The sequence below is a fragment of the Bradyrhizobium sp. MI1.10 genome, assembly GCF_055811035.1.
The window spans coordinates 1-23,761 of sequence record NZ_JBVVPN010000072.1; the positions used below are offsets into that span (position 1 = coordinate 1).

General features: G+C 64.7%; 23 protein-coding genes and 1 tRNA gene. 17 read left to right on the forward strand and 7 right to left on the reverse strand.

All coding sequences use genetic code 11. The features are described 5' to 3' along the window. Positions 1–141: 141 nt before the first annotated feature. The 3 genes from AC0L3K_RS37890 to AC0L3K_RS37900 form a co-directional block, all read right to left on the reverse strand. The gene (locus AC0L3K_RS37890) at positions 142–393 is read right to left on the reverse strand and encodes a GCG_CRPN prefix-to-repeats domain-containing protein (protein WP_007603074.1); all 252 of its coding nucleotides are present in this window, start codon (positions 391–393) and stop codon (positions 142–144) included. 215 nt (positions 394–608) lie between these two features. Continuing rightward, a complete protein-coding gene (locus AC0L3K_RS37895; RefSeq protein WP_354129521.1) occupies positions 609–1,619 on the reverse strand; it encodes an alpha/beta fold hydrolase in 1,011 nt (336 codons plus the stop codon). Positions 1,620–1,720: 101 nt separating this feature from the next. Next, positions 1,721–2,419, reverse strand: a complete 699-nt coding sequence (locus tag AC0L3K_RS37900; RefSeq protein WP_035994716.1) for a winged helix-turn-helix domain-containing protein — start codon at positions 2,417–2,419, stop codon at positions 1,721–1,723. 247 nt (positions 2,420–2,666) lie between these two features. On the opposite strand from AC0L3K_RS37900, the gene AC0L3K_RS37905 reads away from it, so the two are divergent. Genes AC0L3K_RS37905 through AC0L3K_RS37915 form a run of 3 tightly spaced genes read left to right on the forward strand, consistent with a single transcriptional unit; the run spans position 2,667 to position 4,224 of the window. Then, positions 2,667–2,975 (forward strand): NIPSNAP family protein, encoded by a 309-nt coding sequence (locus AC0L3K_RS37905; protein ID WP_007603076.1) that lies wholly within the window; start codon positions 2,667–2,669, stop codon positions 2,973–2,975. A 37-nt stretch (positions 2,976–3,012) separates the two neighbouring features. Further along, entirely contained in the window at positions 3,013–3,363 is a 351-nt protein-coding gene (locus AC0L3K_RS37910) for an antibiotic biosynthesis monooxygenase family protein (RefSeq protein WP_007603077.1), read from the forward strand. A gap of 51 nt (positions 3,364–3,414) precedes the next feature. Next, the gene (locus AC0L3K_RS37915; RefSeq protein ID WP_354129520.1) at positions 3,415–4,224 is read left to right on the forward strand and encodes an isocitrate lyase/PEP mutase family protein; all 810 of its coding nucleotides are present in this window, start codon (positions 3,415–3,417) and stop codon (positions 4,222–4,224) included. 59 nt (positions 4,225–4,283) lie between these two features. On the opposite strand, the gene AC0L3K_RS37920 is transcribed toward AC0L3K_RS37915, so the two are convergent. After that, complete coding sequence (locus tag AC0L3K_RS37920) at positions 4,284–4,676, reverse strand: hypothetical protein (protein ID WP_007603078.1); 393 nt, start codon at positions 4,674–4,676, stop codon at positions 4,284–4,286. Positions 4,677–4,840: 164 nt separating this feature from the next. On the opposite strand from AC0L3K_RS37920, the gene AC0L3K_RS37925 reads away from it, so the two are divergent. Next, entirely contained in the window at positions 4,841–5,491 is a 651-nt protein-coding gene (locus tag AC0L3K_RS37925; RefSeq protein WP_354129519.1) for a trimeric intracellular cation channel family protein, read from the forward strand. A 181-nt stretch (positions 5,492–5,672) separates the two neighbouring features. Here the strand turns inward: AC0L3K_RS37925 and AC0L3K_RS37930 are convergent, their stop codons facing one another. After that, entirely contained in the window at positions 5,673–6,899 is a 1,227-nt protein-coding gene (locus AC0L3K_RS37930) for a c-type cytochrome (RefSeq protein ID WP_473367985.1), read from the reverse strand. Positions 6,900–7,179: 280 nt separating this feature from the next. Between AC0L3K_RS37930 and AC0L3K_RS37935 the strand changes: the two genes are divergently transcribed. The 9 genes from AC0L3K_RS37935 (at position 7,180) to AC0L3K_RS37975 (ending at position 20,357) form a co-directional block, all read left to right on the forward strand. Continuing rightward, entirely contained in the window at positions 7,180–10,671 is a 3,492-nt protein-coding gene (locus AC0L3K_RS37935; protein WP_354129517.1) for an indolepyruvate ferredoxin oxidoreductase family protein, read from the forward strand. A gap of 392 nt (positions 10,672–11,063) precedes the next feature. Beyond that, a complete protein-coding gene (locus AC0L3K_RS37940; protein WP_354129516.1) occupies positions 11,064–12,221 on the forward strand; it encodes a thiolase domain-containing protein in 1,158 nt (385 codons plus the stop codon). After that, the gene (locus AC0L3K_RS37945; RefSeq protein WP_007603084.1) at positions 12,221–12,610 is read left to right on the forward strand and encodes a Zn-ribbon domain-containing OB-fold protein; all 390 of its coding nucleotides are present in this window, start codon (positions 12,221–12,223) and stop codon (positions 12,608–12,610) included. The genes AC0L3K_RS37940 and AC0L3K_RS37945 overlap by 1 nt, the downstream gene beginning before the upstream one ends. Before the next feature lie 214 nt (positions 12,611–12,824). After that, positions 12,825–13,685: a MaoC family dehydratase gene (locus AC0L3K_RS37950; protein WP_007603085.1), complete on the forward strand. Its 861-nt coding sequence runs from the start codon at positions 12,825–12,827 to the stop codon at positions 13,683–13,685. Between the two features lie 182 nt (positions 13,686–13,867). Then, on the forward strand, positions 13,868–14,746 hold the full coding sequence (locus tag AC0L3K_RS37955) for an SDR family oxidoreductase (protein ID WP_007603086.1): 879 nt from the start codon (positions 13,868–13,870) through the stop codon (positions 14,744–14,746). Positions 14,747–14,774: 28 nt separating this feature from the next. Beyond that, a complete protein-coding gene (locus AC0L3K_RS37960; protein ID WP_007603087.1) occupies positions 14,775–15,728 on the forward strand; it encodes a dihydrodipicolinate synthase family protein in 954 nt (317 codons plus the stop codon). Between the two features lie 4 nt (positions 15,729–15,732). After that, positions 15,733–16,548, forward strand: a complete 816-nt coding sequence (locus AC0L3K_RS37965) for an NUDIX hydrolase (RefSeq protein ID WP_007603088.1) — start codon at positions 15,733–15,735, stop codon at positions 16,546–16,548. Positions 16,549–16,628: 80 nt separating this feature from the next. Beyond that, positions 16,629–17,543: a DMT family transporter gene (locus AC0L3K_RS37970; protein ID WP_007603089.1), complete on the forward strand. Its 915-nt coding sequence runs from the start codon at positions 16,629–16,631 to the stop codon at positions 17,541–17,543. 126 nt (positions 17,544–17,669) lie between these two features. Next, complete coding sequence (locus AC0L3K_RS37975; RefSeq protein ID WP_354129515.1) at positions 17,670–20,357, forward strand: PAS domain S-box protein; 2,688 nt, start codon at positions 17,670–17,672, stop codon at positions 20,355–20,357. Between the two features lie 97 nt (positions 20,358–20,454). On the opposite strand, the gene AC0L3K_RS37980 is transcribed toward AC0L3K_RS37975, so the two are convergent. Further along, positions 20,455–20,805, reverse strand: coding sequence for a GrlR family regulatory protein (locus AC0L3K_RS37980; RefSeq protein ID WP_007603093.1), 351 nt, complete (start codon positions 20,803–20,805; stop codon positions 20,455–20,457). A 256-nt stretch (positions 20,806–21,061) separates the two neighbouring features. On the opposite strand from AC0L3K_RS37980, the gene AC0L3K_RS37985 reads away from it, so the two are divergent. Further along, positions 21,062–21,559: a hypothetical protein gene (locus tag AC0L3K_RS37985; RefSeq protein WP_219684072.1), complete on the forward strand. Its 498-nt coding sequence runs from the start codon at positions 21,062–21,064 to the stop codon at positions 21,557–21,559. Between the two features lie 49 nt (positions 21,560–21,608). Here AC0L3K_RS37985 and AC0L3K_RS37990 read toward each other — a convergent pair whose 3' ends face one another. Then, positions 21,609–21,992: a VOC family protein gene (locus AC0L3K_RS37990; RefSeq protein ID WP_007603095.1), complete on the reverse strand. Its 384-nt coding sequence runs from the start codon at positions 21,990–21,992 to the stop codon at positions 21,609–21,611. A gap of 178 nt (positions 21,993–22,170) precedes the next feature. On the opposite strand from AC0L3K_RS37990, the gene AC0L3K_RS37995 reads away from it, so the two are divergent. The 3 genes from AC0L3K_RS37995 (at position 22,171) to AC0L3K_RS38005 (ending at position 23,675) form a co-directional block, all read left to right on the forward strand. Further along, positions 22,171–22,740 (forward strand): hypothetical protein, encoded by a 570-nt coding sequence (locus tag AC0L3K_RS37995; RefSeq protein ID WP_354129514.1) that lies wholly within the window; start codon positions 22,171–22,173, stop codon positions 22,738–22,740. A gap of 161 nt (positions 22,741–22,901) precedes the next feature. Then, positions 22,902–23,447, forward strand: a complete 546-nt coding sequence (locus AC0L3K_RS38000) for a hypothetical protein (protein ID WP_007603097.1) — start codon at positions 22,902–22,904, stop codon at positions 23,445–23,447. 151 nt (positions 23,448–23,598) lie between these two features. Next, positions 23,599–23,675: transfer RNA gene (locus AC0L3K_RS38005), tRNA-Arg, on the forward strand. Positions 23,676–23,761: the final 86 nt, after the last annotated feature.

A 23,761-nucleotide genomic window follows, 5' to 3' on the forward strand; every position in this document is an offset into this window, starting at 1 on the left:
GCCATCGGCTATATCAGCCCGGTCGAGATGGAGCTAAAATCGGCTTGATCCATGTCCACTTTTTTGGGGGAAGATCACTCAAAAAGAAAATGGCCGCGCAGGCTTTCGCCGCGCGGCCATTTCGCTATGCGAAGAACGAGATCAGAACGGGCGGCAGCGGCCGGCGTACCAGCGGAAGCCGTAGGGGCACACGCGCGCGCGCGGCACGACCACGACAGGGGCTGGCGCAACCACGATCGGACCCGGGCGGACAACGACCGGACCGCGCATCGGGCGGCAGCCGCCATAGGCGCCGCGATACCAGCCGGGGCCGCAACCGCCGGCGGCGCTGGCCGCCTCGCTGAAACCAACGACCGCGCTGGCGAGCATCACGGCGGCAAACAGGTATTTCATTTGATCTTCCTTCTCGTCCTTGGGGAGGTTTTGCGGGCAGGATTGGGGCAGCTTCTAGGAGGGCTTGGCGCTTTCGGCGCACCATGAATCAAAAGACACGATTCGACACGTTAAAATTCGCAACATGCCGACACGACGCGAGCCAAATCTGCCAATCATGACCTGAATGCGGCATGAACATTCCCCGCACGCGGCTCCGGACGACAGCAATGTCGCTAGCGGCCGAGAAAGCCCAGGACCAGCTCCTTGTACTTCTCCGGTGATTCCAGGAAGACGAGATGGCCGGTGTCCGGGATCACCTCGGCCCGCGCATTCGGCATCTTCGCGGCGAGTGCCTTCGCCAGCTCGGCGTTCTCTCCCATTTTCGCGCGCAGCGACTCCGGCGCGTTCGGCCGGCCCGGTGCGTTGTGGTCGTCGGCACCCATGATGAACAGCGTCGGCTCGGTGATCAGTGCGACCTCGTGCGCCACCGGCTCGCGATAGATCATCTGGCCGGAACTGACGAAGGCGCGCAGCCAGCGCGGATAATCAGGGCTGCCCTTGATGTTGAAGCGGGCATCGATGAACGGCGTAATCGCCTCCGCCGGCAGCTTGATCGCGTAATTGGTCTGCAGCTGCTTGCGATAGCCATCGGCCGTGAGCTTGTCCTCGGTCTCGATGATCTTCTCGGTCGGCGTCGGCGGCACATACAGGCGGTAGTCTTCCAGCCCGATCGGGGCCGTCAGAACAAGGTGAGCGACGCGGTCGGGATAGGCGCGCGCGATGCGGACGCCCAGCATGCCGCCGAGCGAATGGGCGACGATCTCGGCCTTGTCGACCCCGAGGTGATCGAGCAGCGCGATGGTGTTGCGCGCCAGATTGTCGAAATGCAGCTCGCCCGCCGGCTTGGAGGATTTGCCGAAGCCGATTTGGTCCGGCACCACGACGCGGTAACCGGCCTCGCTCAGCATCTTGATAACAGGCGCCCAGTAGCTCGACGGGAAGTTGCGCCCGTGCAGCAGCACGACGGTGCGGCCGTTCGGCTGCGCAGGCGGCACGTCCATATAGGCCATGCTGAGCTGCTCGCCATCATTGACAAGAGGCAGCACGTGCACGGGATAGGGATAGGCAAAGCCCTCGAGCGCGATGCCGTAAGGCTCGCGCGGGGCGGTGTCGGCGGCGCGGGTGGAGGTGAGCGGAGAGGCGATGAGGGCGGCGACGAGCGCGGCCCAAGCGAAGCGGTTCATGGAGTCTCTGAGGGTCATGGAACGATGGTTCGCATAATGACGTGGACGGCCGCGGGTCAAGCCCGGCCGCGACGAGAGACGTCGTTCACACGGAGTTGTGTCTAGTCCCGCCCGTCACCGAACAACGCGGCAAACTGCTTCTCGCCGGTTCGGGTGAAATTCACCACGCGGCTGCCGGGCGTAGCGTCGCGCGCGGCCCATTTCAGCTCGGCAAAACGCTGCATCATGGCGGCGCCCAGCGTGCCGGCGAGATGGTGGCGCCGCTCGCTCCAGTCGAGACAGGCCTTGCACACGGGGCGGCGGGGATGGGTGAGCATGTCGGGCGAGATCTGCAGATGCTTCGCCAGGAAGCGCTCGCCATCCGCCGTCAGCTCGATCTCCTGCTTCCTCTGCTTGACCAGGTTTTTCGCGCGCAGGGTGTCGAGCATCTGCACGCCGAGATCGCCGGCGAGATGGTCGTAGCAGATCCGCGCTCGCCGCAACGCCGGATCCTTCGGCCCGGTGCGCACGCGCATGTGGCCGGTCCGTGCGGCGAGGCCCGCAAGGCCCTCCAGCACGCCGGCGACGTCGTCGTCGGTGAGGCGATAGTAGCGGTGGCGGCCTTGCTTCTCCGGCTCGATCAGGCCACCGGCCTCGAGCTTGGAAAGATGCGAGCTCGCGGTCTGCGGCGTGATGCCGGCCTCCTGAGCCAGCTCGCTCGCGGTGAGCGCGCGGCCGTTCATCAGCGCCGTGAGCATGTTGGCGCGTGCGGGATCGCCGACGAGCGAGGCGATCATGGCGATGTCTGGGCCTGATTTCATGCTTCGATGGTAGCCGAAGCATTGCGGTGGGGCAAGCGCGTAGCGTGGTGCTACATACACGTCATCGCGAGCGAACGGCGTAGCAAAACTGAAATCTCGATCCTCACCCCGAGGAGCGCGCTCTTGCGCGCGTCTTGAAGGGCGAGGCCACCGGCGGAGCCTTCGTCATTCGAGACGCTTGCTGCGCAAGCTCCTCAGGATGAGGAGCTGTCGCTTCGCTCGCGCAAACAAGGAAGAGGAAACTTAGATGTCCGTCACCGTCTTCATTCGCTACCAGCTCGATCCCTTCAAGCGCGCGCAGTTCGAGGAGTATTCGAAGCGCTGGCTCACCATCATCCCGAAATGCGGTGGCGATCTGATCGGCTATTTCATGCCGCACGAGGGCACCAACAACATCGCGTTTGCACTGATCACCTTCGAGAGTCTCGCTGCGTATGAGGCTTATCGCGCCCGGCTGCGTCAGGATACGGAAGGCATGGCGAACTTCCACTTCGCCGAGGAGCACAAATTCATCCTCGCGGAAGAGCGCACGTTTCTGCGCCAAGTGGTCTTGTAAGTGATATTGTAGGCCATCAACGACAGGAGAGACGCCCATGATCGCCGTGATCTTCGAGGTCTGGCCGAAGCCGGAACACCGCCAGGATTATTTCGACCTCGCGGCCGACCTCAAGCCGATCCTGCAAACCATCGACGGCTTCATCTCGGTCGAGCGTTTCGAGAGCCTGACCGACAAGGGCAAAATCTTGTCGGTGTCGTTCTGGCGGGACGAGGCGGCCGTGCAAGCCTGGCGCAACACGATGGAGCACCGCCGCACCCAGGCCAAGGGCCGCGCGAAAATCTTCGCCGATTATCATTTGCGTATCGCCAGCGTCATCCGTGACTACAGCATGAATGATCGCGAGCAGGCGCCGAAGGATAGCCGCGCGGTGCACGATGCGCACTAGCGCGCGCCGCGGCACGTCCCCATCTCTGCGCGGCCAACAAGGGAGAGAAACATGCACGTGACAACTGCTGACAAGCGCGCGACCTTCAGGAAGATGCACGAGAGCGGCTGCTTCATCCTGCCCAATCCGGTCGACGTCGGCAGCGCGAAAGCGTTGCAGCACCTCGGTTTCAAGGCACTCGCGTCGTCGAGTGCGGGCTTTGCCTGGACCATCGGCAAGGCCGACAACCACGTCTCCGTCGAGGACGTATGTCAGCATCTGGCGGCATTGAGCACGTCCGTCGACATCCCGGTGAACGCGGATTTCGAAGGCGGCTTTGCAGTCGAGCCGGACAAGGTCGCGGACAATGTCGAGCGCTGTGTGCGCACCGGCGTTGCCGGCCTGTCGATCGAGGATTCCACCGGCGACAAGGACAAGCCGATCTACGAGCGCGCGCTCGCAGTCGAGCGCATCAAGGCGTCGCGCAAGGCGATCGGCGATAGCGGCGCGCTGCTGGTTGGTCGCTGCGAGGCTTATCTGTGGGGCGTGACCGACCTCAAGCTCGTCATCGACCGGCTCACCGCTTACGCCGATGCCGGCGCCGATTGCCTCTACGCGCCGGGCCTGAAGAGCCGCGAGGACATCGCCGCGGTGGTGAAGGCTGTCGCACCCAAACCATTCAACCTGCTGATCGGCGGCTCCGGGCTGTCATTGCAGGAAGCTGCCGATCTCGGCGTGCGCCGGATCAGCGTCGGCGGTTCGCTCGCTCGCGCCGCCTGGGGCGGCTTCATGCGGGCCGCGAAAGAAATGGCGGAGAAGGGCACCTTCGCGGAGCTCGCGAGCGGCTATCCCGGCGGCGAGCTCAACAAGATGTTCAGCTAAAGACAAACGAAAGCGGCAGGATCTGAAATCCCGCCGCTGTCGCATATTGTTGCAAATCGTTACTTCGCGCCGTCGGCCGGTGCGGGCGTATCCGGGGTCGGCTTGCTCGGCGCGGCGCCCGTGGTCACGCCCGGCCCGGTGTTGGTGCGCGGCGTCACGTCGCGCATGCCGGGAGGTGCAGCCGGATTGGTAGCCGGCGCCTGCTGGGCGGTCTGCGTCGCCGGCGTGGTGCTCGCCTGGTTGCTGGTGCCGGTGTTGTTCAGGCCGTAGAACACGGCACCCAGCACCAAGGCGATGGCCACGGCGAACAGGGCTACTTTGCCGCTGGAGGCGGGGCCTTCGCCAAGCTCCGGGTCGACCTGGAGCTGGGCATCCCGTCGCGCCGCATTGCGATACTCATCATCGGCGAGATTCGGGCGGTACGGATCGTTGATAAAACGGTCGTCAGCCATCGATTGGTTCTCCTCGATTATTGCGGCGGGACAACCCGTGGATGCGAGATTCTGTTCCGCCCTCCTTAATGCTTTCGTCGCATGTTGCGCCCGCGGCGGGAATCGGGAACCTGTTCGCTGGGGAACCTGAAGCGTAAGCTCCGCTGACGGAAGGGAACAAAGCGATGTGGAGCTTGCCGCCGAGCGATAGCGTGCTGCATCTGTTGTCGCTGGTCGCGGTCGCGGCGCAAGGCATGACGGCCGCGCTCGCTGCCGGCCGCCGCAGCATGGATTGGCTCGGCGTCTGCTTCCTCGGCTGCATCACGGCGCTCGGCGGCGGCACCTTGCGCGATCTCTTTCTCGGTCATTATCCGCTGGCCTGGGTGCAAAATCCCATCTACCTCGCACTGGCCGGCGGCGCCGCCTTCCTCACCATCCTGATGGCCCGGCTGGTGCACCGGCTGAAATTGGCCTTCATCGTGCTCGATGCTATCGGCCTCGTCGTCTTCACCATGACCGGCTGCGACATCGCCTGGCAGATGGATGCCACGCTGCCGATCGTCATCGTCTCCGGCATGGTGACCGGTTGCGCCGGCGGCGTCTTGCGGGACGTGCTCTGCAATGACGTGCCGTTGCTGTTCCGCTCCGAGCTCTATGCCAGTGTCTCGGTGGTGACGGGACTGTTCTATGCGACCGCCTTTGGCCTCAAGCTGAACGCCGAGCTCTGGACCATTTTGACGTTCGTCCTCGGCATCAGTTTTCGCCTGCTGGCGGTGCGCTACAAATGGGAAATGCCGAAATTCGTGTTCACGGAAGAGGAGGAGGAGGAGCGGTAGGTCTTCTTTCTTACCTCGCCCCGCTTGCGGGGAGAGGTCGACGCGCGAAGCGTGGCGGGTGAGGGGGCTCTCCGCGAGTCCAAGTGTCACGATTGTCGCCGAAGCAGCCCCTCACCCCAACCCTCTCCCCGCAAGAACGGGGCGAGGGAGCGTACCGTCGCGGCCGCGCGAGGTTCGTTCGTTACGGCTCCTGCTTCCGCGCCTTTGCGACCTGCGCCGGCGTCACCAGCGGAGCGGCGTTGCCCCAGGAGTTGCGGATGTAGTTCGTCACCGCCGCGACCTCTTGGTCGGAGAGCTGGTTGGAATAGGCCGGCATCTCCCCGGTGTTGGGCGCGCGCGGCGTGGTCACGGTGTGGGCGCCGTCGAGGATGATCCGCAAGGTCGAGGACGGATTGACCGATTGCAGCAGCGCGTTGGCAGGCAGCGGCGGATAGATGCGCGGTGCGCCGGATCCGTCGGCCTCATGGCAGGCGATGCAGAGCTTGGCGTAGACGGCTTGGCCGGCCTTCATCTCGGGATCGTCAGGCGGCGTCACGATCGTCTCACGCCGCGCCGGCGGCAGGTCCTTCAGGTAAACCGCGATCGCGCGCACGTCGGCATCGCTCATCTTCGAAGTCGAGTTGACGACCACCTCTGCCATCAGCCCGCTGGCATGGCTCCTGGCGTTGCGCCCGCTCTGAAGATATTCCGTGACGTCCTCGACGCTCCACGATTTCAGCCCGGTGCGGGCGGCGCCATCGAGCCGTGGCGCGTACCAGCCGCCGACCTCGTTGCCCGCGAGTGCCTGCGCCTGCTTGTCCGCGCCAAAATAGTTCTTCGGCGTGTGGCAGGCGCCGCAATGGCCGAGCCCGGTGACGAGATAGCCGCCCCGATTCCACACCGCGCTCTGGCTCTGGTCCGGCTCGAACAGCCCGGGCTTGAAATACACCATGTTCCAGATCCGCATCAGGCCGCGATGGCTAAACGGCCAGCGTAGCTCCGGCGGCTTGTTGCGGCTCGTGACGGCCGCGAGCGTTCCGAGATAGGCGCGGATCGCTAGTGTGTCGTCTTTCGTCATCCGCGTGAAATAGGGGTAGGGGAAAGCCGGGTAATAGTTCGAGCCGTCGGGCGCGACGCCGGTGCGCACGGCGCGGGTGAAGTCGGCGTCGGTCCAGCCGCCGATGCCGGTGTCGCGGTCCGGCGTCAGGTTCGGCGCGTAGATCGCGCCGAACGGCGTGTCGATGCGCTTTCCGCCCGCGAACGGTTTGGCGGGATCGGCGGTGTGGCAGCCGGCACAGTCGCCGGCCTCCACCAGCGCCTTGCCGGTGGCGATCAGCTCCGGTGAAGGCTCGGCAGCGACGGCCGCGCTCGCAACCGCACTGCACAACGCCAGACCCACGAGAGCCAGGCCAGCCAGAATCGTCCGCATCGAAAGCCTCTCCTGCGCCCCATCGACGCCGTCCCGGATGACCGGGCGTCAATTCGTTGCGCGACGGCGGGGGTATGGTGACACAAAATGAAAATCGCGGATGCCAATGCAGCCACGAAATTGCGATTTTTACCCGGCGCTGCCTTTGGTCCAGAATTGTGATGCGGAGCGTGAAATATCCGACATAGAGTGGCGGAAATGGTCGGCGCGCCCTAGCTAAAAACAACGGGCAGGCAACGGCTTAAGCAGCCAAGCGCTCAAAAGGGCGGAAGAGGACATAATGGGCATCAACCAGGGTCCGATCAGTCTCGATCAGAAATACACCCAGGACACCGGACATATTTTCACGACCGGCATTCAGGCCCTGGTCCGCCTGCCGATGGCCCAGATCCGGCGCGACCGTGCCGCGGGGCTGAACACCGCGGGCTTCATCTCCGGCTATCGCGGCTCGCCGCTCGGCGGCTACGACCAGCAGCTCTTCGCCGCGCGCAAGCATCTCGAGCAGTACAACATCAAGTTCCAGCCCGGCGTGAACGAAGATCTGGCCGCGACCGCGGTCTGGGGCTCGCAGCAGCTCAACCTCTCGCCCGGCGCCAAGTATGACGGCGTGGTCGGCATCTGGTACGGCAAGGGCCCCGGCGTCGATCGCTGCGGCGACGTCTTCCGCCACGGCAATGCCGCGGGCTCGGCCAAGAACGGCGGCGTCTTGTGTCTCGCCGGCGACGACCACGGCGCAAAATCCTCGACGGTCCCGCATCAGTCCGACCACGCCTTCATGTCGGCGCTGATGCCCTATCTCTATCCCTCGAGCGTCCACGAGATGATCGAGATGGGTCTTCTCGGTATCGCGATGTCGCGCTATTCGGGCTGCTGGGTCGGCATGAAAGTGATCACGGAGACGGTGGAGACCACCGCCGAGATCGACCTGACCGACGAGATGACGCCGTTCGTGATCCCGACCGATTTCGAGATGCCCGAAGGCGGCCTCAATCTGCGCTGGCCCGACGACCGCTTCGCCCAGGACCGCCGCCTGCAGGACTACAAGGGCTTTGCCGCGATCGCCTTTGCGCGCGCCAACAAGGTCAATCGCATCACGATGGACTCGCCGAACGCGCGCTACGGCATCATGGCGTCCGGCAAGAGCTACGAGGATATCCGTCAGGCGCTGCGCGAGCTCGGTATCACCCCCGAGGTCGCCGCCAAGATCGGACTTCGATTGTACAAGATCGGCATGCCCTGGCCTCTGGAGCCGGAAGGCGTCAGGCAATTCGCCGTGGGCCTCGAGGAAATCTTCATCATCGAAGAGCGCCGCGAGATCGTCGAAAATCAAGTGAAGCAGGAGCTGTTCAACTGGCGCGACGATGTCCGTCCCCGGATCATCGGAAAGATGGACGACCACGACAAGCGCTTCCTCCCCTTTGCCGAAGAACTCAGCGTCGCCTCACTGGCCAGCTCGCTCACCGAGCGTCTGCTTCGACTTGATCTCAATCCCGAAATTGCAACGATGCTGCGCGCCAAGGCCGATTGGTTCAACGGCCGCCAGGCGTCGCAAATGCAGGCGACCGCGCCTGTCGCCCGCACCCCGTATTTCTGCTCCGGCTGCCCGCACAACACATCGACCAAGGTGCCCGAAGGCAGTCGCGCCTTTGCCGGCATCGGTTGCCACTTCATGGCCCTGTGGATGGATCGCTCGACCGAGACCTTCACACACATGGGCGGCGAGGGTGTGCCGTGGGTCGGCGTTGCCCCCTTCACCAAGGAAGAGCACGTGTTCGCCAATCTCGGCGACGGCACGTATTTCCACTCCGGCAGCCTCGCGATCCGCCAGGCGATCGCCTCCGGCGCCAACATCACCTACAAGATCCTCTATAACGACGCGACCGCGATGACCGGCGGCCAGCATGTCGACGGCGAATTGTCGCCGCAGCAGATCACCTTCCAGCTTCACAGCGAAGGCATCCGCGAGATCTATCTGGTCTCGGAAAATCCCGACGCCTATCCGGCGAACGAGATCGCGCCCGGCGTCAAGACCGCGCACCGTGACGAGCTCGATGCGGTCCAGAAAACCCTGCGCAAGGTCAAGGGCGCGTCCGCCATCGTCTTCGTGCAGACTTGCGCCGCCGAGAAGCGCCGCCGCCGCAAGCGTGGCACGATGGAGGATCCTGCGCGCCGTGTGCTCATCAATCCCGCGGTGTGTGAAGGCTGCGGCGATTGCTCGGTGCAATCGAACTGCATTTCGGTCGAGCCGCTGGAGACCGAGTTCGGCCGCAAGCGCGCGATCAACCAGTCGACCTGCAACAAGGATTATTCCTGCGTCAAAGGCTTTTGCCCGTCCTTCGTCACCGTCGACGGCGGCAAGATGCGCAAGCGCGCGCCGGCGGGCGTCGGCGATATTGGCGCGCTGCCCGAGCCGGCATCGCGCCCGAACCTGGACAAGCCCTACAACATCGCCGTCGGCGGCGTCGGCGGGACCGGCGTGCTGACCATCGGCGCGCTGCTCGGCATGGCCGCCCATATCGAGGGCAAGGCCTCGATGATCCTCGACATGTCGGGTCTGGCGCAAAAGGGTGGGGCGGTGCTGAGCCACGTCCGCCTGTCTGATCATCCGGCCGAGGTGACCTGCTCGCGCATCGTCACCGGCACGGCCGATGTCGTGCTCGCAGCCGACGAGGTGGTCGCGGTTGCCAAGGACACCATCTCGCTCTGCGACAGCAGCCGCACCCGCGGCATCATCAACAGCCACGTCATTCCCACCGCCGACTTCGTCCTCAACCGCGATTTCAACTTCCAGACCCGCAAGCTGAACGGGTTGCTGGAGACCGCGCTGCACAAGGATTCGGTATTCTTCGACTTCACCAAGCCGGCCGAACAGCTGCTCGGCGACAGCATCGCCACCAACATGATGATGATGGGCTACGCCTATCAGAAGGGCCTCTTGCCGTTGTCGGCGGACTCGATCGAGCAGGCGATCGAGGTCAACGGCGTCTCGATCAAGATGAACAAGGAGGCCTTCCGCCTCGGCCGCCTCGCGGTCGCCGACCCCCAGCGCCTCGCCGATATGCTGAAGGGAACGGACGAGGCCGTTGCGCCCAGGACCCTGGACGCCATGACGCTCGACGAACTCGTCGAGCACCGCGCCAAGCATCTCACCGCCTATCAGAACGGCCGGCTGGCCAAGCGCTACCGCAAGCTGGTGGACCAGGTCAGCGACGCCGCCAGGCAGGGCGGCTATGACGAGGCGCTGACGCGCGCCGTTGCGGTCAACTACGCGAAACTGCTGGCCTACAAGGACGAATACGAGGTTGCGCGCCTCTACACCGATGGCGCGTTCGAAAAGCAGCTCCGCGACCAGTTCGAGGGCGACTTCAAGTTCAACTTCAACCTGGCACCGCCTATTCTCAGCAGGGGCGTCGATGCGCTCGGCCGCCCGAAAAAGCGCGCCTTCGGCCCGTGGATGCTTCCGGTGTTCCGCGTGCTGGCAAAATTCAAGTTCCTGCGCGGTACGCCGCTCGACATCTTCGGTCGCAGCGCCGACCGCAAGCTCGAACGCGATCTGATCACCGGCTACGAGAAGGACGTCGCCACTGTGCTCGGCCTGCTGTCGCCGCTCACGATCGACACCGCGGTGGAGCTGCTGTCGTTGCCCGACCGCATCCGCGGCTACGGCCCGGTGAAGGAGAAGGCCGTAGCGGATGCCAAGGCCCGCTACGCCCAGCTCGCCGCCGACCTCGCGAACCCGCCGCCGGCTCCGCGGCAGATCGCGGCGGAGTAGAATTTTCGTGGGTGGACTCGCTAATCCACCCACCAAATTCCTGTTTGAAATCAACCACCGGTCTACTGTGCATCGGGTTGTTTTCGCAGAAAAGTGTGTTCCGATAAAACGAAACCGCTTGTGCCGTCGGGCAAAACACCTTTAGGGTTCTGCCCGTCGTTCCCGTCATTGCGAGCGTAGCGAAGCAATCCAGAAATGCGTCCGCGGAAAGATTCCTGGATTGCTTCGCTGCGCTCGCGTGACGATTCCGGAAGCAGAGGCCCTCCCACCGCACCTCGGCCATTTGCGCGAACCCGCTGCTCTCTCGCCCGGCGGAATATTTCCGCGCTTGCCAACAGGGCAGCAGCGGTTCAGAAAAAACTGGAAGTGAGAAACGCCAGCGGAGACCTTATTTGACCATCAAGGGCAAAGCCTACATTTCCGGGATCTACGAACACCCGACCCGGCATGCGCCGGACAAATCCACCGCCCAGCTCCATGCCGAGGTCGCCAAGGGCGCGATCGAGGATGCCGGGCTCAGCAAGGACGATGTCGACGGCTATTTCTGCGCGGGCGACGCCCCGGGCGGCGCCTGGCCGATGGTCGATTATCTCGGCCTGAACACCAAGAAACTCCGCCATGTCGATTCCACCGAGACCGGCGGCTGCTCCTACATCATCCATCTCGGCCACGCCGCCGAAGCGATCGCCGCGGGCAAGTGCTCGGTCGCGCTGATCACGCTGGCCGGCAAGCCGCGTACCGGGGCGATGCCGCCGCGCGCGGCCGGCGCCGAGGCCGATTTCGAGACGGCTTACGGCGCGAGCACGCACAATGCCTACGGCATGTGTGCCATGCGTCACATGCACGACTACGGCACCACCAGCGAGCAGCTCGCCTGGATCAAGGTCGCGGCCTCGCACCACGCGCAATACAATCCGCATGCGATGCTCAAGGACGTCGTCACCGTCGAGGACGTCCTGAACTCGCCGATGATCTCCGATCCCTTGCATCGCATGGATTGCTGCGTCGTCTCCGACGGCGGTGGCGCGCTGATCGTGACCACGCCCGAGATCGCAAAAAGTCTGAAGAAGCCGCTGGTCAGACTGATTGGCCACGGCGAGGCGATGAAGGGCCCGCGCGGCGGCAAGGATCTCGACCTCACTTACTCCGCCGGCATCTGGTCCGGCCCGCGTGCCTTCGAGGAAGCCGGCATCACGCCGAAGGACATCAAATACGCCTCGATCTACGACAGCTTCACCATCACCGTCTTGATGCAGCTCGAAGACCTCGGCTTCTGCAAGAAAGGCGAGGGCGGCAAGTTCGTCGCCGACGGCAATCTGATCTCGGGCGTCGGCAAGCTGCCGTTCAACACCGACGGCGGTGGCCTCTGCAGCAACCATCCCGTCAACCGCGGCGGCATGACCAAGATCCTCGAGGCCGTGCGGCAGCTGCGCGGCGAGGCGCATCCGAAGGTGCAGGTCAAGAATTGCGATCTCGCCATCGCCCACGGCACCGGCGGGCTTCTCGGCGTCCGCCACGCCGCCTCGACTGCGATTCTGGAGCGCGTGTGATGAGCGAAGCCAAGAAATATCCGGCCCCGGTGACGAACCCTGAGACAGCGGCGTTCTGGGACGCGGCCAAAGAGGGCAAGTTCATGATCAAGCGCTGCACCGCCTGCGGCGAAGCGCATTACTTCCCCCGCGCGATCTGCCCGTTCTGCTACTCCGACAAGACGGTGTGGGAGGAGTCTTCGGGCGAAGGCACGATCTACACTTACAGCTTGATGCGGAAGTCGCCGACCGGTCCTTACGCGATCGGCTACGTCACGCTGAAGGAGGGGCCGTCGCTCCAGACCAATTTCGTCGATTGCGATCTGACGACGTTGAAGATCGGCCAGAAGGTGAAGGTGGTGTTCAAGCCGACGGACGGGGCGCCGCTGCCGTTCTTCACGCCGGCGTAGTAGGCGCGGCGAGTTCTTCCCTTCTCCCCTTGTGGGGGAAGGTGGCGCGAAGCGCCGGATGAGGGGTATCTCTCCACAGAGAGATTGTTCGATGAGGAGCGAACCCCTCACCCAAACGAGTTTGTTGCGGGCACCTTGTAGCCCTCTGCCACAAGGGGAGAGGGCGCAACAATGGGCGCCGCTCAGCTGAAGCTGCCGGGAGGAAACAACAAAAATGTCCGCCAGATACGACGAACTCAAAGGCCTCAAGAACCTCGGCCAGAAATATGCCTACACCGACCGCGAAGTGATGCTCTATGCCTACGGTATCGGCCTCGGCGCCGATCCGATGGACGAAAACGAGCTCGCCTTCGTCAACGAGGGCACGCTGACGCCGCGACCGCTCAAGGTGGTGCCGACCTTTGCGTCCGTTGCGGCGTGGGGCGCGGGTCCGGGCGAGATGAACCTCAACCGCGTGATGGTGGTCGACGGCGAGCGCGACATCACCTTCCACCAGCCGCTGCCGGTCGCCGCGCACATCACCGCCGATTCCTCCGTTGTCGAAGTCTACGATAAAGGCAAGGACAAGGGCGTCGTCATCAGCCACCAGACCGTGCTCAAGAACGAGAAGGGCGAGAAGCTGGCAACGCTGGTCGCCTCGCGCTTCGCCCGCGGCGACGGCGGCTTTGGCGGGCCGAACCTGACCCAGCCGGATCCGCACAAGATCCCGTCGCGCGCACCCGACACGACCATCGACATCGTGACGCGTCCCGACCAGGCGCTGGTCTATCGCCTCTGCGGCGACCGCAACCCGCTGCACTCCGACCCTGAGTTCGCGAAGAAAGCCGGCTTCCCGCGTCCGATCCTGCACGGCATGTGCACCTACGGCATCACCTGCCGCGGCGTGCTCCAGACCTATGCCGACTACGATGCCTCCGCCTTCCGCCAGCACGTCGCGCGGTTCTCCTCGCCGGTCTATCCCGGCGAGACCGTGACCATGGACCTCTGGAAGGACGGCAGCGTGATCTCGTTCGAAGCCAAGGTGAAGTCGCGCGGCGTCACCGTGATCAAGAACGGCAAGACGGTGTTGGGTTAGCAACACGCGACGGCCGTCGTCTCCCTCGCCCCGCACTTGCGGGGAGAGGGCGGGGTGAGGGGCTCTCACCACGAGCCGAGACGGTATTGAGACCTGTACCCCCTCACCCGGATCGCAAGGGCGATCCGACCTCTCCCCGCAAGCGGGGCGAGGTAAGAAAAACAAAACCAGGGAGAGCCACCATGGGACTACTCGACGGGAAGGTTGCGCTGATCACCGGCGCGGGCGGGGGGCTCGGTGAGGCCTACGCGAAGCTGTTCGCGCGGGAAGGGGCCTCCGTCGTCGTCAACGACCTCGGCGGGCCCCGTGACGGCTCCGGCGCCGACACATCGATGGCGCAGCTCGTGGTGGATGCGATCAAGGCCGAAGGCGGCAAGGCCGTTGCCAATCGCGCCGACATCTCCACGATGGAAGGCGGCCAGTCGGTGTTCGACGACGCCATCAAGCATTTCGGCCGCGCCGACATCCTCGTCAACAATGCCGGCATTCTGCGCGACCAGACCTTCGCCAAGGCCTCTGAGTCCGACTGGGACAAGGTCATTAAGGTGCATCTGAAGGGCACCTTTTGTTGCACCATGCCGGTGTTTCGCTGGATGCGGGAAAACGGCGGTGGCGTCATCGTCAACACCTCCTCGACCTCGGGCCTGATCGGCAATTTCGGCCAGAGCAATTACGGCGCGGCCAAAGGGGGCATCTGGGGCCTGTCCAACGTGCTGGCGATCGAGGGGCGCAAATACAACATCCGGATCTGGACGCTTGCGCCGGGCGCGCTGACCCGCATGACCGCAGACCTGCCCCGCTATAAGGAGAACCCCGGTGCGGCGCTGGGGCCGGACGGCATCGCGCCGGCCGTGCTATACATGGTCAGCGATTTGTCGGGCGACCAGACCGGCAAGGTGCTGGGCGTGTCCGGGCCCCGCGGCGTGCGCGAAATGCGGATGATGGAAATGGACGGCTGGAAGCCGCCGCACACGGGCTGGAACGCCCAGGACATCGCCGATCATGCCAAGGAGATCTTCTTCTCCGAAGAGCAGATCAAGATGGGGGCGCGGCGGTTTTAGGCATCGACAGAGAGAAACAAGGACAACGATGAAGCTCACCGCCGACGCCAAGGGCACCTTCGCAATCGCGCCGACGCCGTTCCACGATGACGGCCGGATCGACGAGCGCTCGATCGACCGCCTGACCGATTTCTACGAGGAGGTCGGCTGCGACGGCGTCACGGTGCTGGGGATCCTCGGTGAGGCGCCGAAGCTCGATGCCGCCGAGGCCGAGCAGGTGGCGGTACGCTTCGTCAAGCGAGCCAAGAAGATGCAGGTGATCGTCGGCGTCTCCGCGCCGGGTTTTGCCACCATGCGCTCGCTGGCGAAGGCCTCGATGGAGGCCGGTGCAGCCGGTGTGATGATCGCGCCGCCGCCGTCGTTGCGGACCGACGACCAGATCATCGGCTATTACAAGCAGGCGGCCGATGCCATCGGCCCCGACGTGCCCTGGGTGCTCCAGGACTATCCGCTGACCTTGTCGGTGGTGTTCACCCCCGCCGTGATCCGCAAGATCGTCACCGACAATCCGAACTGCGTCATGCTCAAGCACGAGGACTGGCCGGGGCTGGAAAAGATCTCGACGCTGCGCAATTTCCAGAAGGACGGCTCGCTGCGGCCGCTCTCGATCCTCTGCGGCAATGGCGGGCTCTTTCTGGACTTCGAGATGGAGCGCGGCGCCGACGGCGCCATGACCGGCTATGCCTTCCCCGAACTCCTGATCGACGTCGTGCGACTTTCGAAGGAAGGCAAGCGCGACGCCGCGCATGATCTGTTCGACGCGCATCTGCCGCTGATCCGCTATGAACAGCAGCCCGGCGCGGGCCTTGCCGTGCGCAAATACGTGCTGCAGAAACGCGGCATCATCGCCTCCAGCGCCCAGCGCAAGCCCGGCGCCACCATCACGCCGACGGCGAAGGCAGAGGTCGAGTACCTGCTGTCGCGAGTCGCCCGCGTCGACAAGCGCGCAAATCTCGGCTCGCAATCCAGCGCGGCAGGTTAATCGAATGGCCGAGGCATCAGCATCACGCCCTGCGTCGACGATCCTCCTGCTGCGCGACGGCGCGAAGGTCGACGGCAAGAGCCGCGACGAAATTGAAGTCTTCATGATGGTCCGCCATCATCAGATCGAGTTCAATTCGGGCGCGCTGGTGTTTCCCGGCGGCAGCGTCGATGCCGGCGATCAGGAGATCGTCGCCCGCTCCGATCTGTATTCGGGCGGCGAGGGACTGAGTGAAGCGGACCGCGGATTTCGGATCGCCGCGATCCGCGAGACCTTTGAGGAAAGCGGCATCCTGCTGGCGCGCTCGAAGGACTCGGGCACGCCTGTTGACGCCAAGCGCGCCGGCGAAATCGCGGATGCGCATCGCGTGGCGCTCAACGAGCACAAGATCAGCTTCCTGAGCATTCTGGCCGATAACGGCCTCCAGCTCGCGCTCGATACGCTGGTGCCTTACGCGCACTGGATCACGCCCGAGGGGATGCCAAAACGTTTCGATACCTGGTTCTTCCTTGCGGCGGCACCGCCCGACCAGCTCGGCGCGCATGATGGCCGGGAGTCGACCGACTCGATCTGGGTCTCGCCGCGCGAGGCGGTGGAGGGAGGCGAGAGCGGCCGCTTCAAGCTGCCGTTCCCGACCACGCGCAATCTGATCCGGCTCGCCAAGCAGGGAAGCGTGAGCGCGGCGCTGGAGCACGCCCGCGGCATGTCCGTCGTGACGGTGATGCCTGTCATGACCAAGACCGAAACCGGTCGTCAGCTCCGCATTCCCCGCGAGGCCGGCTATGACGGTGAGGTGTTCGAGGTCGGGGCGCTCGGCTAGAACACTTCGACACACAACGAAGTATCGGCGAGGGCAGACGCGCTAGGTTCCGTCCCTGACAACGGGATCGAGCGCGCGACATGGACAACCGACAGGACAACAACATTGCCGTCGAGCTGGCGTTGCTGCTCGCGCTGGCGACGCTGTGGGGCGGCTCCTACACCTTCATCAAGCTCGGCGTCGCCACCATTCCGCCGATCACGCTGATCGCGGCGCGCACCACGATTGCGGGCCTCCTGCTGCTCGCGATCATGTGGGCGCGAGGCATCAGGATGCCGACGGATGCCGCGACCTGGCAACGCTTCGCCTTCCAGGCCGTGCTCAACAGCGTGATCCCCTGGACGTTGATCGCCTGGGGCGAGCGGCACGTCGATGCCGCGCTCGCGACCATCCTCAACTCGGCCGGCCCGATCTTCACCTTCCTGCTCACGGCCCTAGTGACGCGTCACGAGGCGACGACACCGCGAAAGCTGGTTGGCGTGGTTGCCGGCATGGCCGGCATCCTGCTGATCGTCGGCGTCGACGCCGTCCATGATGTCGGAAGCGGCCTCGTCGCGGAGGCCGCTATCGTTGCCGCCACCATCTGCTACGCCTGCGCCGCGATCTTCGGCCGCAGCTTCAAGGGCCTCGATCCCATGGCGCCCGCGGCCGGCTCGCTGCTGGCGGGGGCGGCGGCGCTGGTCCCGGCCTCGCTCATCGTCGAGCAGCCCTGGACACTGTCGCCCTCGCTGAGTTCCGTGCTGGCGCTGCTCGCGCTGGCGACATTCTCGACCGCCGCGGCCTTCGTGATCTATTTCCGCCTGATCCAGATCCTGGGCTCGGTCGGCACCACGGCGCAGGCTTATCTCCGCGTGCCGATCGGGGTTGCCATCAGCGTCGCCTTCCTCGGCGAGAGCCTGAGCCGGACCGCCTGGATCGGCCTTGCCTGCGTTGTTCTCGGCGTCGCCGCCATGACCATCCCGGCCCGGCGGCCGGCCGACGTCAAAACGTCATAAAAGCCGAGGCGGCGGGGGTCCGGCAGGGCTGCAATATTAAGGATATTCGGCGGCGAGACGCATGTTCCCCCGGGACCGCAATACGTCGTATATTGGAGCTCCAATAGCCGGGTCCTCACATCACCAATGTCCGCCGAATTGACGCCGACCCCTGAGAAAAAGCGAACATTCTCGCTCTCCATCGGCCAGCTCACGTTCGGCAGCTTCCTTCTGGTGCTGGCGGTGATCATCGTCACCTCGACCGCGAGCGTGATCGCGATCCGGCACATCGACACGACCTTTGCCGAGCTGCAGCGGCTGCAGAGCGTCGGCGACCTCGCCGAGGACATCGACCGCCGCATGAACGAGCTGCGGCTCGCCGCGCGCGACTTCGTCACCGATCCCGGCGCCGGCATCCAGTTCAAGCAGGTGGGCGAGGCGGCCTCGACGCTCAGCGACATCCTGAAGAAGACCCGCATCGAGCTCGTGCCCGAGCAGCAGGACATGATCGACGGCGTCAGCGAGCGGCTTGCGACCTATCGCAGCGGGCTGGAGCGGATCTCGACGCTGATCGACCGCCGCGCCCAGCTGCTTGCCGGCCTGCCGCCGCTCCGTGACCAGTTCGACGCGGCTGTCTCTGGCACTGCGGACCGAGAGCTGGCGTCCCGCTTGTCGGAAGCGCAGAGCCGGATCGCGCTCGGGTTGCTTGCGCGCAACCCGTCTGCGGCTGAGCAGGCGGCGCAGAGCATGCGAGCGATGGGCGTCACTGATCCCAAGCTCAGATCGGCGGTCAACGACTACGCCGAGGCGATCATCGCGGTCGCTGTCCGTGAACGGCAGATCGCCGACATCGATCGCGAGGTGCTGGGAACCGAGGGCCGGCTGATCGGCCGCGTCACCGAATTGCTGCGCGAGGTCAGCGCCCGGCGCGGTCACGTGCTGTCGCGCGACTTTGCCCGTACGCTGACGGAGGCGCGCTGGGAGAGCATCGTGCTCGGTACCATCGGTGTGCTGATCGGTATTCTCGCGGCCGGCTTCGTGGTGCGGCGGACAGTCCGTCCGCTCGCCCAGATCGCGCGGTCGATCCGCGCGCTCGCAGCCGGCGAGAAGAACACCTCGATCCCGTCCGCCGATCTCGACAATGAGATTGGCGACATCGCGCGGGCGGCCGAAGTGTTCCGCCGCGCGCTGGAGGAGGCCGACACGGCGCGCGAGGCGGCGGTGCGCGCACTGACCGAGCAGCGCCTCGCCGAAGAGAGCTACCGGAAACTGTTCGAGGGCTCGGTCGATGGCATCTATGTCACGACGCCGGCCGGCGACCTCCTCAATGCCAATCCGGCGCTGGCGCGGATGATGGGCTACGACAGCCCGCAGCAGCTGATCGACAGCATCAACGACATCGCCCACACAATCTACGTCAATCCCGAGGCGCGCGTCGAATATCAGCGGCTGATGGCACGCGACGGCATGGTGCGCGAGTTTGAGTACCAGGTGCGCCAGCGCGGCGGCGACATCCTGTGGCTGTCCGACAGTGCCACCGGCGTCCGCGACGAGGCGGGCAACATCGTCCGCTACGAGGGCACGCTGCGCGACATCACCGACCAGAAGCGCGCGGAAGACGCCATCGCCGAAGGACGGCGCCTGCTCCAGCAGGTCATCGACACCGTGCCCGCGGTCATCAACGTCAAGGACCGCGACCTGCGCTACGTGCTGATGAACCGCTACATGGCCGGCATCTTCGGCATCGAGCCCGGCGATGCGCTCGGCCGCACCACGGCCGACCTGATGTCTCGCTACGGCGCGGCCAAGTCCGACGAGAGCGACAAGCGCGTGCTGACGCTGCGAAAAGGTCTCGGCTTCTACGAAGAGGAGTACATTGATTCGTCCGGCCACATGCGGCAATGGCTCGTCAACAAGCTGCCGCTGCTCGATGCCGAAGGCGAGATCGAGCGGATCGTGACCGTGGCGCTCGACATCGGCGAGCGCAAGCGCGGCGAGCAGGAGATGCGGAAGGCTAAGGAATCCGCCGAGACCGCGCTGCGCAATCTGCGCGAGACCCAGGCCTCGCTGATCGAGGCGGAGAAGCTGGCGGCGCTCGGGCGCCTCGTCGCCGGCGTCGCGCACGAAGTCAACAATCCCGTCGGCATCAGCCTCACGGTCGCCTCCGCGCTGGAGCGCAAGACCGCGATGTTCACCGCCGAGGTCGAGCGTGGCGAGCTGCGCCGCTCCACGCTCAACGACTTTCTCCATACCAGCCGCGACGCGTCCTCGCAGCTCGTCTCCAATCTCAACCGCGCCGCCGAGCTGATCCAGTCGTTCAAGCAGGTTGCCGCCGACCGCAACTATTCGGACCAGCGCAGCTTCGATCTCGGTGACCTCACCGAGCAGGTGGTGATGAGTCTGCGGCCGGGCCTGCGCAAGCACAATCTGACGCTCAACGTCGAGTGCCAGCCTGATCTGACCATGAACAGCTATCCTGGACCGTACGGGCAGGTGCTCACCAATCTGTTTCTCAACGCGGTGGCGCACGCCTTCCCGGACGGTCGGCCGGGGACCATCGACATCCAGGTGCGCGAGTCCGGCAAGGACAATGTCGAAATCATCTTCTCCGACAATGGCTGCGGCATGTCGCTCGACGTCCGCCGCCGTGCCTTCGATCCGTTCTTCACGACGCGGCGCGACCAGGGCGGCACCGGCCTCGGGCTGCACATCGTCTACAGCATCGTCACGAACAGGCTCGGTGGACGGCTCGATCTGGATTCCGAACCGGGCAGCGGCACACGCATCCAGATCATCCTGCCGCGCGTGGCGCCGCTCGAGCAGGCCGCGGAATAGCTCGAGCATTTCGAGCGAAGTAGATGCCGGTTCGCGTGAAGAAAGCGCGTCGAAACAACAATCAGAGCTTCGGTCGATTCAATTAAAACCCGAAGTTCTAGTCGGCCTCTGCAAGCTTGTGCAGCGTCGCGCCGAAAATCTGGCTGGCCTTGCCGACCAGCGCGGTGCCCGTCATGTCCCCGCGCGTCTCCGTGAAGGTGCCGCTGACGCCGATGCCGACCGCGGCCGGCCCGCCGAACAGCGGATTGTCGTCGCCCCGCGGCGAGGTGTGACGCTGGACCAGCACCTCACCCTTGAAGGTGTTGTCCTTCACCGTGTAGCTGCCGGTGTAATAGAGGTAGGCATCGCCGCCAAGAATCTTGCCGTCGCGAAAAAGGATCACGCCGCTGCCCTTGCCGACCCGACCATCGAGCAGGTTCACGTGAATCGAATAGAGGCCGTTCTTCATAACGTCCCGAGGCCGGCCGCCATCGCCCAATGGCGTAACCGGTAGGCATTTATGCCAAAGCGCATGCGGCCACGCAACGCGGGAGTTTGGCTGCCGGCCTTGCGAGCCTGTCCGTGAGCCGTAGTTGTCCCGGCTTGTCTATGACACCGCCATGACGGTCTGATTATGAAGCGAGGCCAGTCGTTGCGAATCAAGTTGGCCCGCGAAATGCATAACCATTGTTGCACTGGCCGCGGGGTGCTGGAGCAAGACAAACGTGAGCAACTGGATCGATTCCGGCGGCGAGGAGCCGCGTCTGTACAGTGTGCGTCCCACGATTTGCGAAACACGACAACAGCGGATTGGCGGCGCGGTACGCTGGCGAACCGTGGCGAGCCTCGCTTGCGCCCTGGCCTTGATCGCACTCGCACCCCCCTTCGGGCACGCGCGCGACCGCGGCCAGTTCGTCAACACCAATGCCGAATTGAAGGCCTGGTTCGACGGACTGCGAAGCGGCAAGGGGCCTTGCTGCTCCGATGCAGACGGCTCGGCACTCTCAGACACCGACTGGGACAGCAAGGACGGGCACTATCGGGTCCGCGTCCCGCGCTATGGCTACGTGATCGACGGCCGACCGCAGGAGCTCGTCTGGGTCGAGGTGCCAGAGGAGGCCGTGATCTCGGAGCCGAACCGGGTGGGACGCACTATGGTCTGGCCGATCTACGGCTACATGGGCGTGGCCATCCGCTGCTTCATGCCCGGCAGCATGACTTAGGCGCGCGGGGCCGCACGTCGCCCGGTGCGCCGATGCGGCGCGCGCCGTGTCAGGTATATTTCTTGTCGCGCTCGAGCAGCTCGATGGAGATGCCTTCGGGGCCGCGGATGAAGCAGATGCGCACGCCGGGGCGGATCGTGGTCGGTTCGCGCGTGAAGGTGACGCCCTTGGCCTTGATCTCGGCGGCGACGGCGTCGATGTCCTTCACCGTGAGACCGAAATGGTCGAGCCCCTGATGCGGGTGCGGCGGCGGCGGGTTGACCGCGTTGTCGCCCTCGAGTGGCGCAATGAAGATCCTTGCGCCTCCAAGATTCACGTCGATCCGTCCGGGCGCTTGCACGATCTCGCCACCAAGGATGTCCCGCAGCCACGCCGCCGTGGCCTCCGGATCGGGGCTGCGCAGATGGACGTGATCCCAAGTGACGACTGGCATTTCATGTTCTCCCGACGGGTCTTGATGTTGCAGCGCATGTTAGCCGCCTCGGCCGGTGACCGCCACCGCTCTTGCCGACTCGCCAGTGCGCGGGAACCTTAGTTCGTCTTCCGGATTAAGGTAAGCAATGGCGGAATCCGTTGTCGAACGTGCTTCGGCCGCGATCGGTGAGGCAACCATGAACGCTGGGTTTGACCGCATCGGGTTAGGGCGTTTCGCCGGGACCGGCGAACGACTGGCGCGGGCGGTGACGATCGCGAGCGTTTCAGTTGGGCGAGGCCTGCTGTGGCTGTTGGCGGCCATCATCGTCGGTTGCGGCGTCTGGATGCTGCTCCCTGTTTCCAGAGGCAACAGTGCCGAACCGGTGAGGTCTGACGTGGCAGCGGTCGAGACGGCGCCTTTGGGCGATGCGGCCGCCCCGTCGTCGCCTTCCGAAGCTCAGATTCCGACAATGGCAGAACTCGGTCGGATCAGGATTTCATCTCAGACCTGGCGCCGCGGCGGCCTTGGCTCGAAGGCGCTGGTGACGCTCACGCTCCGCAACGACAATGACTATGCCGTAAAGGATGTCGAGATCGTCTGCGCTTTTGCGCGGCGCGATGGCAGTCATCTCACCGACCGCAGCCGCGTTCTGGCTGATACGGTCGGCATGAAGAGCCGCAAGACTTTTGCGCGCATTCCTGTCGGCTTCGTCAACGTGAATGCCGATCAGGCGAAGTGTTCGCTTGTGGCAGCACGCCGGACCTAAGGCCGGCATTTTCCGGTAGCGGAAAAGTTACTGTCCTGGGGGCTTGGGCAAAAAACTTGGCGTCGCCATTTGAACCGAACGGCTGGGCCAGGAACCAATTAAATGATCGCCCGTTAAGGCGGAGAGCCCACGCGGGGATGCGACGGGCGGAGCGTGGCCAAATGCCCATTTTTCGGTATTTCTTCTTTGTCGGTGGAGCCTTGCTCGCACTGCTGTTCGCGGCGAACTCCGTTCTGCCGACTTCGCCTGTGACGCAGGCTGTCGCAACCGCAAGCAACGAACAGCCTTTGATCCGGATCCGGTCCGATCGCCACCTGCCGGAGCGCGTCGTTCTCGACACCAGTCAGCCGACGCTTGCCGCCCCTGCGGTGAAGATCGCCGCCGTCGCGGCTCCCCAGCCGCCCGTGGAGAGCATGTCTCCGGCTTTGGCCGAGATTTCAGCCAAGGCACGGGTCCGCGAGACGTTCGCCCAATTCACGCCGGCCGCGAAGGCCAATACCGCTGCCGCCAAGAGGACCGAAGCCAAGACGCAAATTCAGCCGCAAGTTCAGGCGCAGGCCCAGCTTCCTCAGGCCCAGCCCCCTCGGACCCCGGCGCAGCAGCCCAAGCGCAAGGTCGCCAGAACGCGTCCGATGCCGCAGCAAGGTGGGCCGATGATGGTGATGGCGCAGCAGCCGCATTTCGGCTTCTTCAACAGCACTTGGTAAGAGCGGGTCCGACCCTTCTCGAATCCGGCGGGAAGGGCTTTTTATTGGCCGGCCTCTCTGCTAATTCGAACCCATCCGAACGTCGTCCGGCCTGCTGGCTCGCCAGCAGCGATCTGGGGCGTCTCGGTTGCGGCCCATTGCCTGGGCCAGGGCGCTCGTAGCTCAGCTGGATAGAGCATCGGATTTCGATTCCGAGGGTCGGGAGTTCGAATCTCTCCGAGCGCGCCAATTCCGGACTGTCCAGACCGGAGACATAGGTAACAGGTCGTACCTAAGACATGGGTGACAACCTCGTGCCGAACGGGTTGTCGAGG

Coding starts and splice junctions, on each gene's coding strand:
- AC0L3K_RS37890 (WP_007603074.1), bottom strand. CDS start 393: ATGAAATACCTGTTTGCCGCCGTGATGCTCGCCAGCGCGGTCGTTGGT.
- AC0L3K_RS37895 (WP_354129521.1), bottom strand. CDS start 1,619: ATGAACCGCTTCGCTTGGGCCGCGCTCGTCGCCGCCCTCATCGCCTCT.
- AC0L3K_RS37900 (WP_035994716.1), bottom strand. CDS start 2,419: ATGAAATCAGGCCCAGACATCGCCATGATCGCCTCGCTCGTCGGCGAT.
- AC0L3K_RS37905 (WP_007603076.1), top strand. CDS start 2,667: ATGTCCGTCACCGTCTTCATTCGCTACCAGCTCGATCCCTTCAAGCGC.
- AC0L3K_RS37910 (WP_007603077.1), top strand. CDS start 3,013: ATGATCGCCGTGATCTTCGAGGTCTGGCCGAAGCCGGAACACCGCCAG.
- AC0L3K_RS37915 (WP_354129520.1), top strand. CDS start 3,415: ATGCACGTGACAACTGCTGACAAGCGCGCGACCTTCAGGAAGATGCAC.
- AC0L3K_RS37920 (WP_007603078.1), bottom strand. CDS start 4,676: ATGGCTGACGACCGTTTTATCAACGATCCGTACCGCCCGAATCTCGCC.
- AC0L3K_RS37925 (WP_354129519.1), top strand. CDS start 4,841: ATGTGGAGCTTGCCGCCGAGCGATAGCGTGCTGCATCTGTTGTCGCTG.
- AC0L3K_RS37930 (WP_473367985.1), bottom strand. CDS start 6,899: ATGCGGACGATTCTGGCTGGCCTGGCTCTCGTGGGTCTGGCGTTGTGC.
- AC0L3K_RS37935 (WP_354129517.1), top strand. CDS start 7,180: ATGGGCATCAACCAGGGTCCGATCAGTCTCGATCAGAAATACACCCAG.
- AC0L3K_RS37945 (WP_007603084.1), top strand. CDS start 12,221: ATGAGCGAAGCCAAGAAATATCCGGCCCCGGTGACGAACCCTGAGACA.
- AC0L3K_RS37950 (WP_007603085.1), top strand. CDS start 12,825: ATGTCCGCCAGATACGACGAACTCAAAGGCCTCAAGAACCTCGGCCAG.
- AC0L3K_RS37955 (WP_007603086.1), top strand. CDS start 13,868: ATGGGACTACTCGACGGGAAGGTTGCGCTGATCACCGGCGCGGGCGGG.
- AC0L3K_RS37960 (WP_007603087.1), top strand. CDS start 14,775: ATGAAGCTCACCGCCGACGCCAAGGGCACCTTCGCAATCGCGCCGACG.
- AC0L3K_RS37965 (WP_007603088.1), top strand. CDS start 15,733: ATGGCCGAGGCATCAGCATCACGCCCTGCGTCGACGATCCTCCTGCTG.
- AC0L3K_RS37970 (WP_007603089.1), top strand. CDS start 16,629: ATGGACAACCGACAGGACAACAACATTGCCGTCGAGCTGGCGTTGCTG.
- AC0L3K_RS37975 (WP_354129515.1), top strand. CDS start 17,670: ATGTCCGCCGAATTGACGCCGACCCCTGAGAAAAAGCGAACATTCTCG.
- AC0L3K_RS37980 (WP_007603093.1), bottom strand. CDS start 20,805: ATGAAGAACGGCCTCTATTCGATTCACGTGAACCTGCTCGATGGTCGG.
- AC0L3K_RS37990 (WP_007603095.1), bottom strand. CDS start 21,992: ATGCCAGTCGTCACTTGGGATCACGTCCATCTGCGCAGCCCCGATCCG.
- AC0L3K_RS37995 (WP_354129514.1), top strand. CDS start 22,171: ATGAACGCTGGGTTTGACCGCATCGGGTTAGGGCGTTTCGCCGGGACC.
- AC0L3K_RS38000 (WP_007603097.1), top strand. CDS start 22,902: ATGCCCATTTTTCGGTATTTCTTCTTTGTCGGTGGAGCCTTGCTCGCA.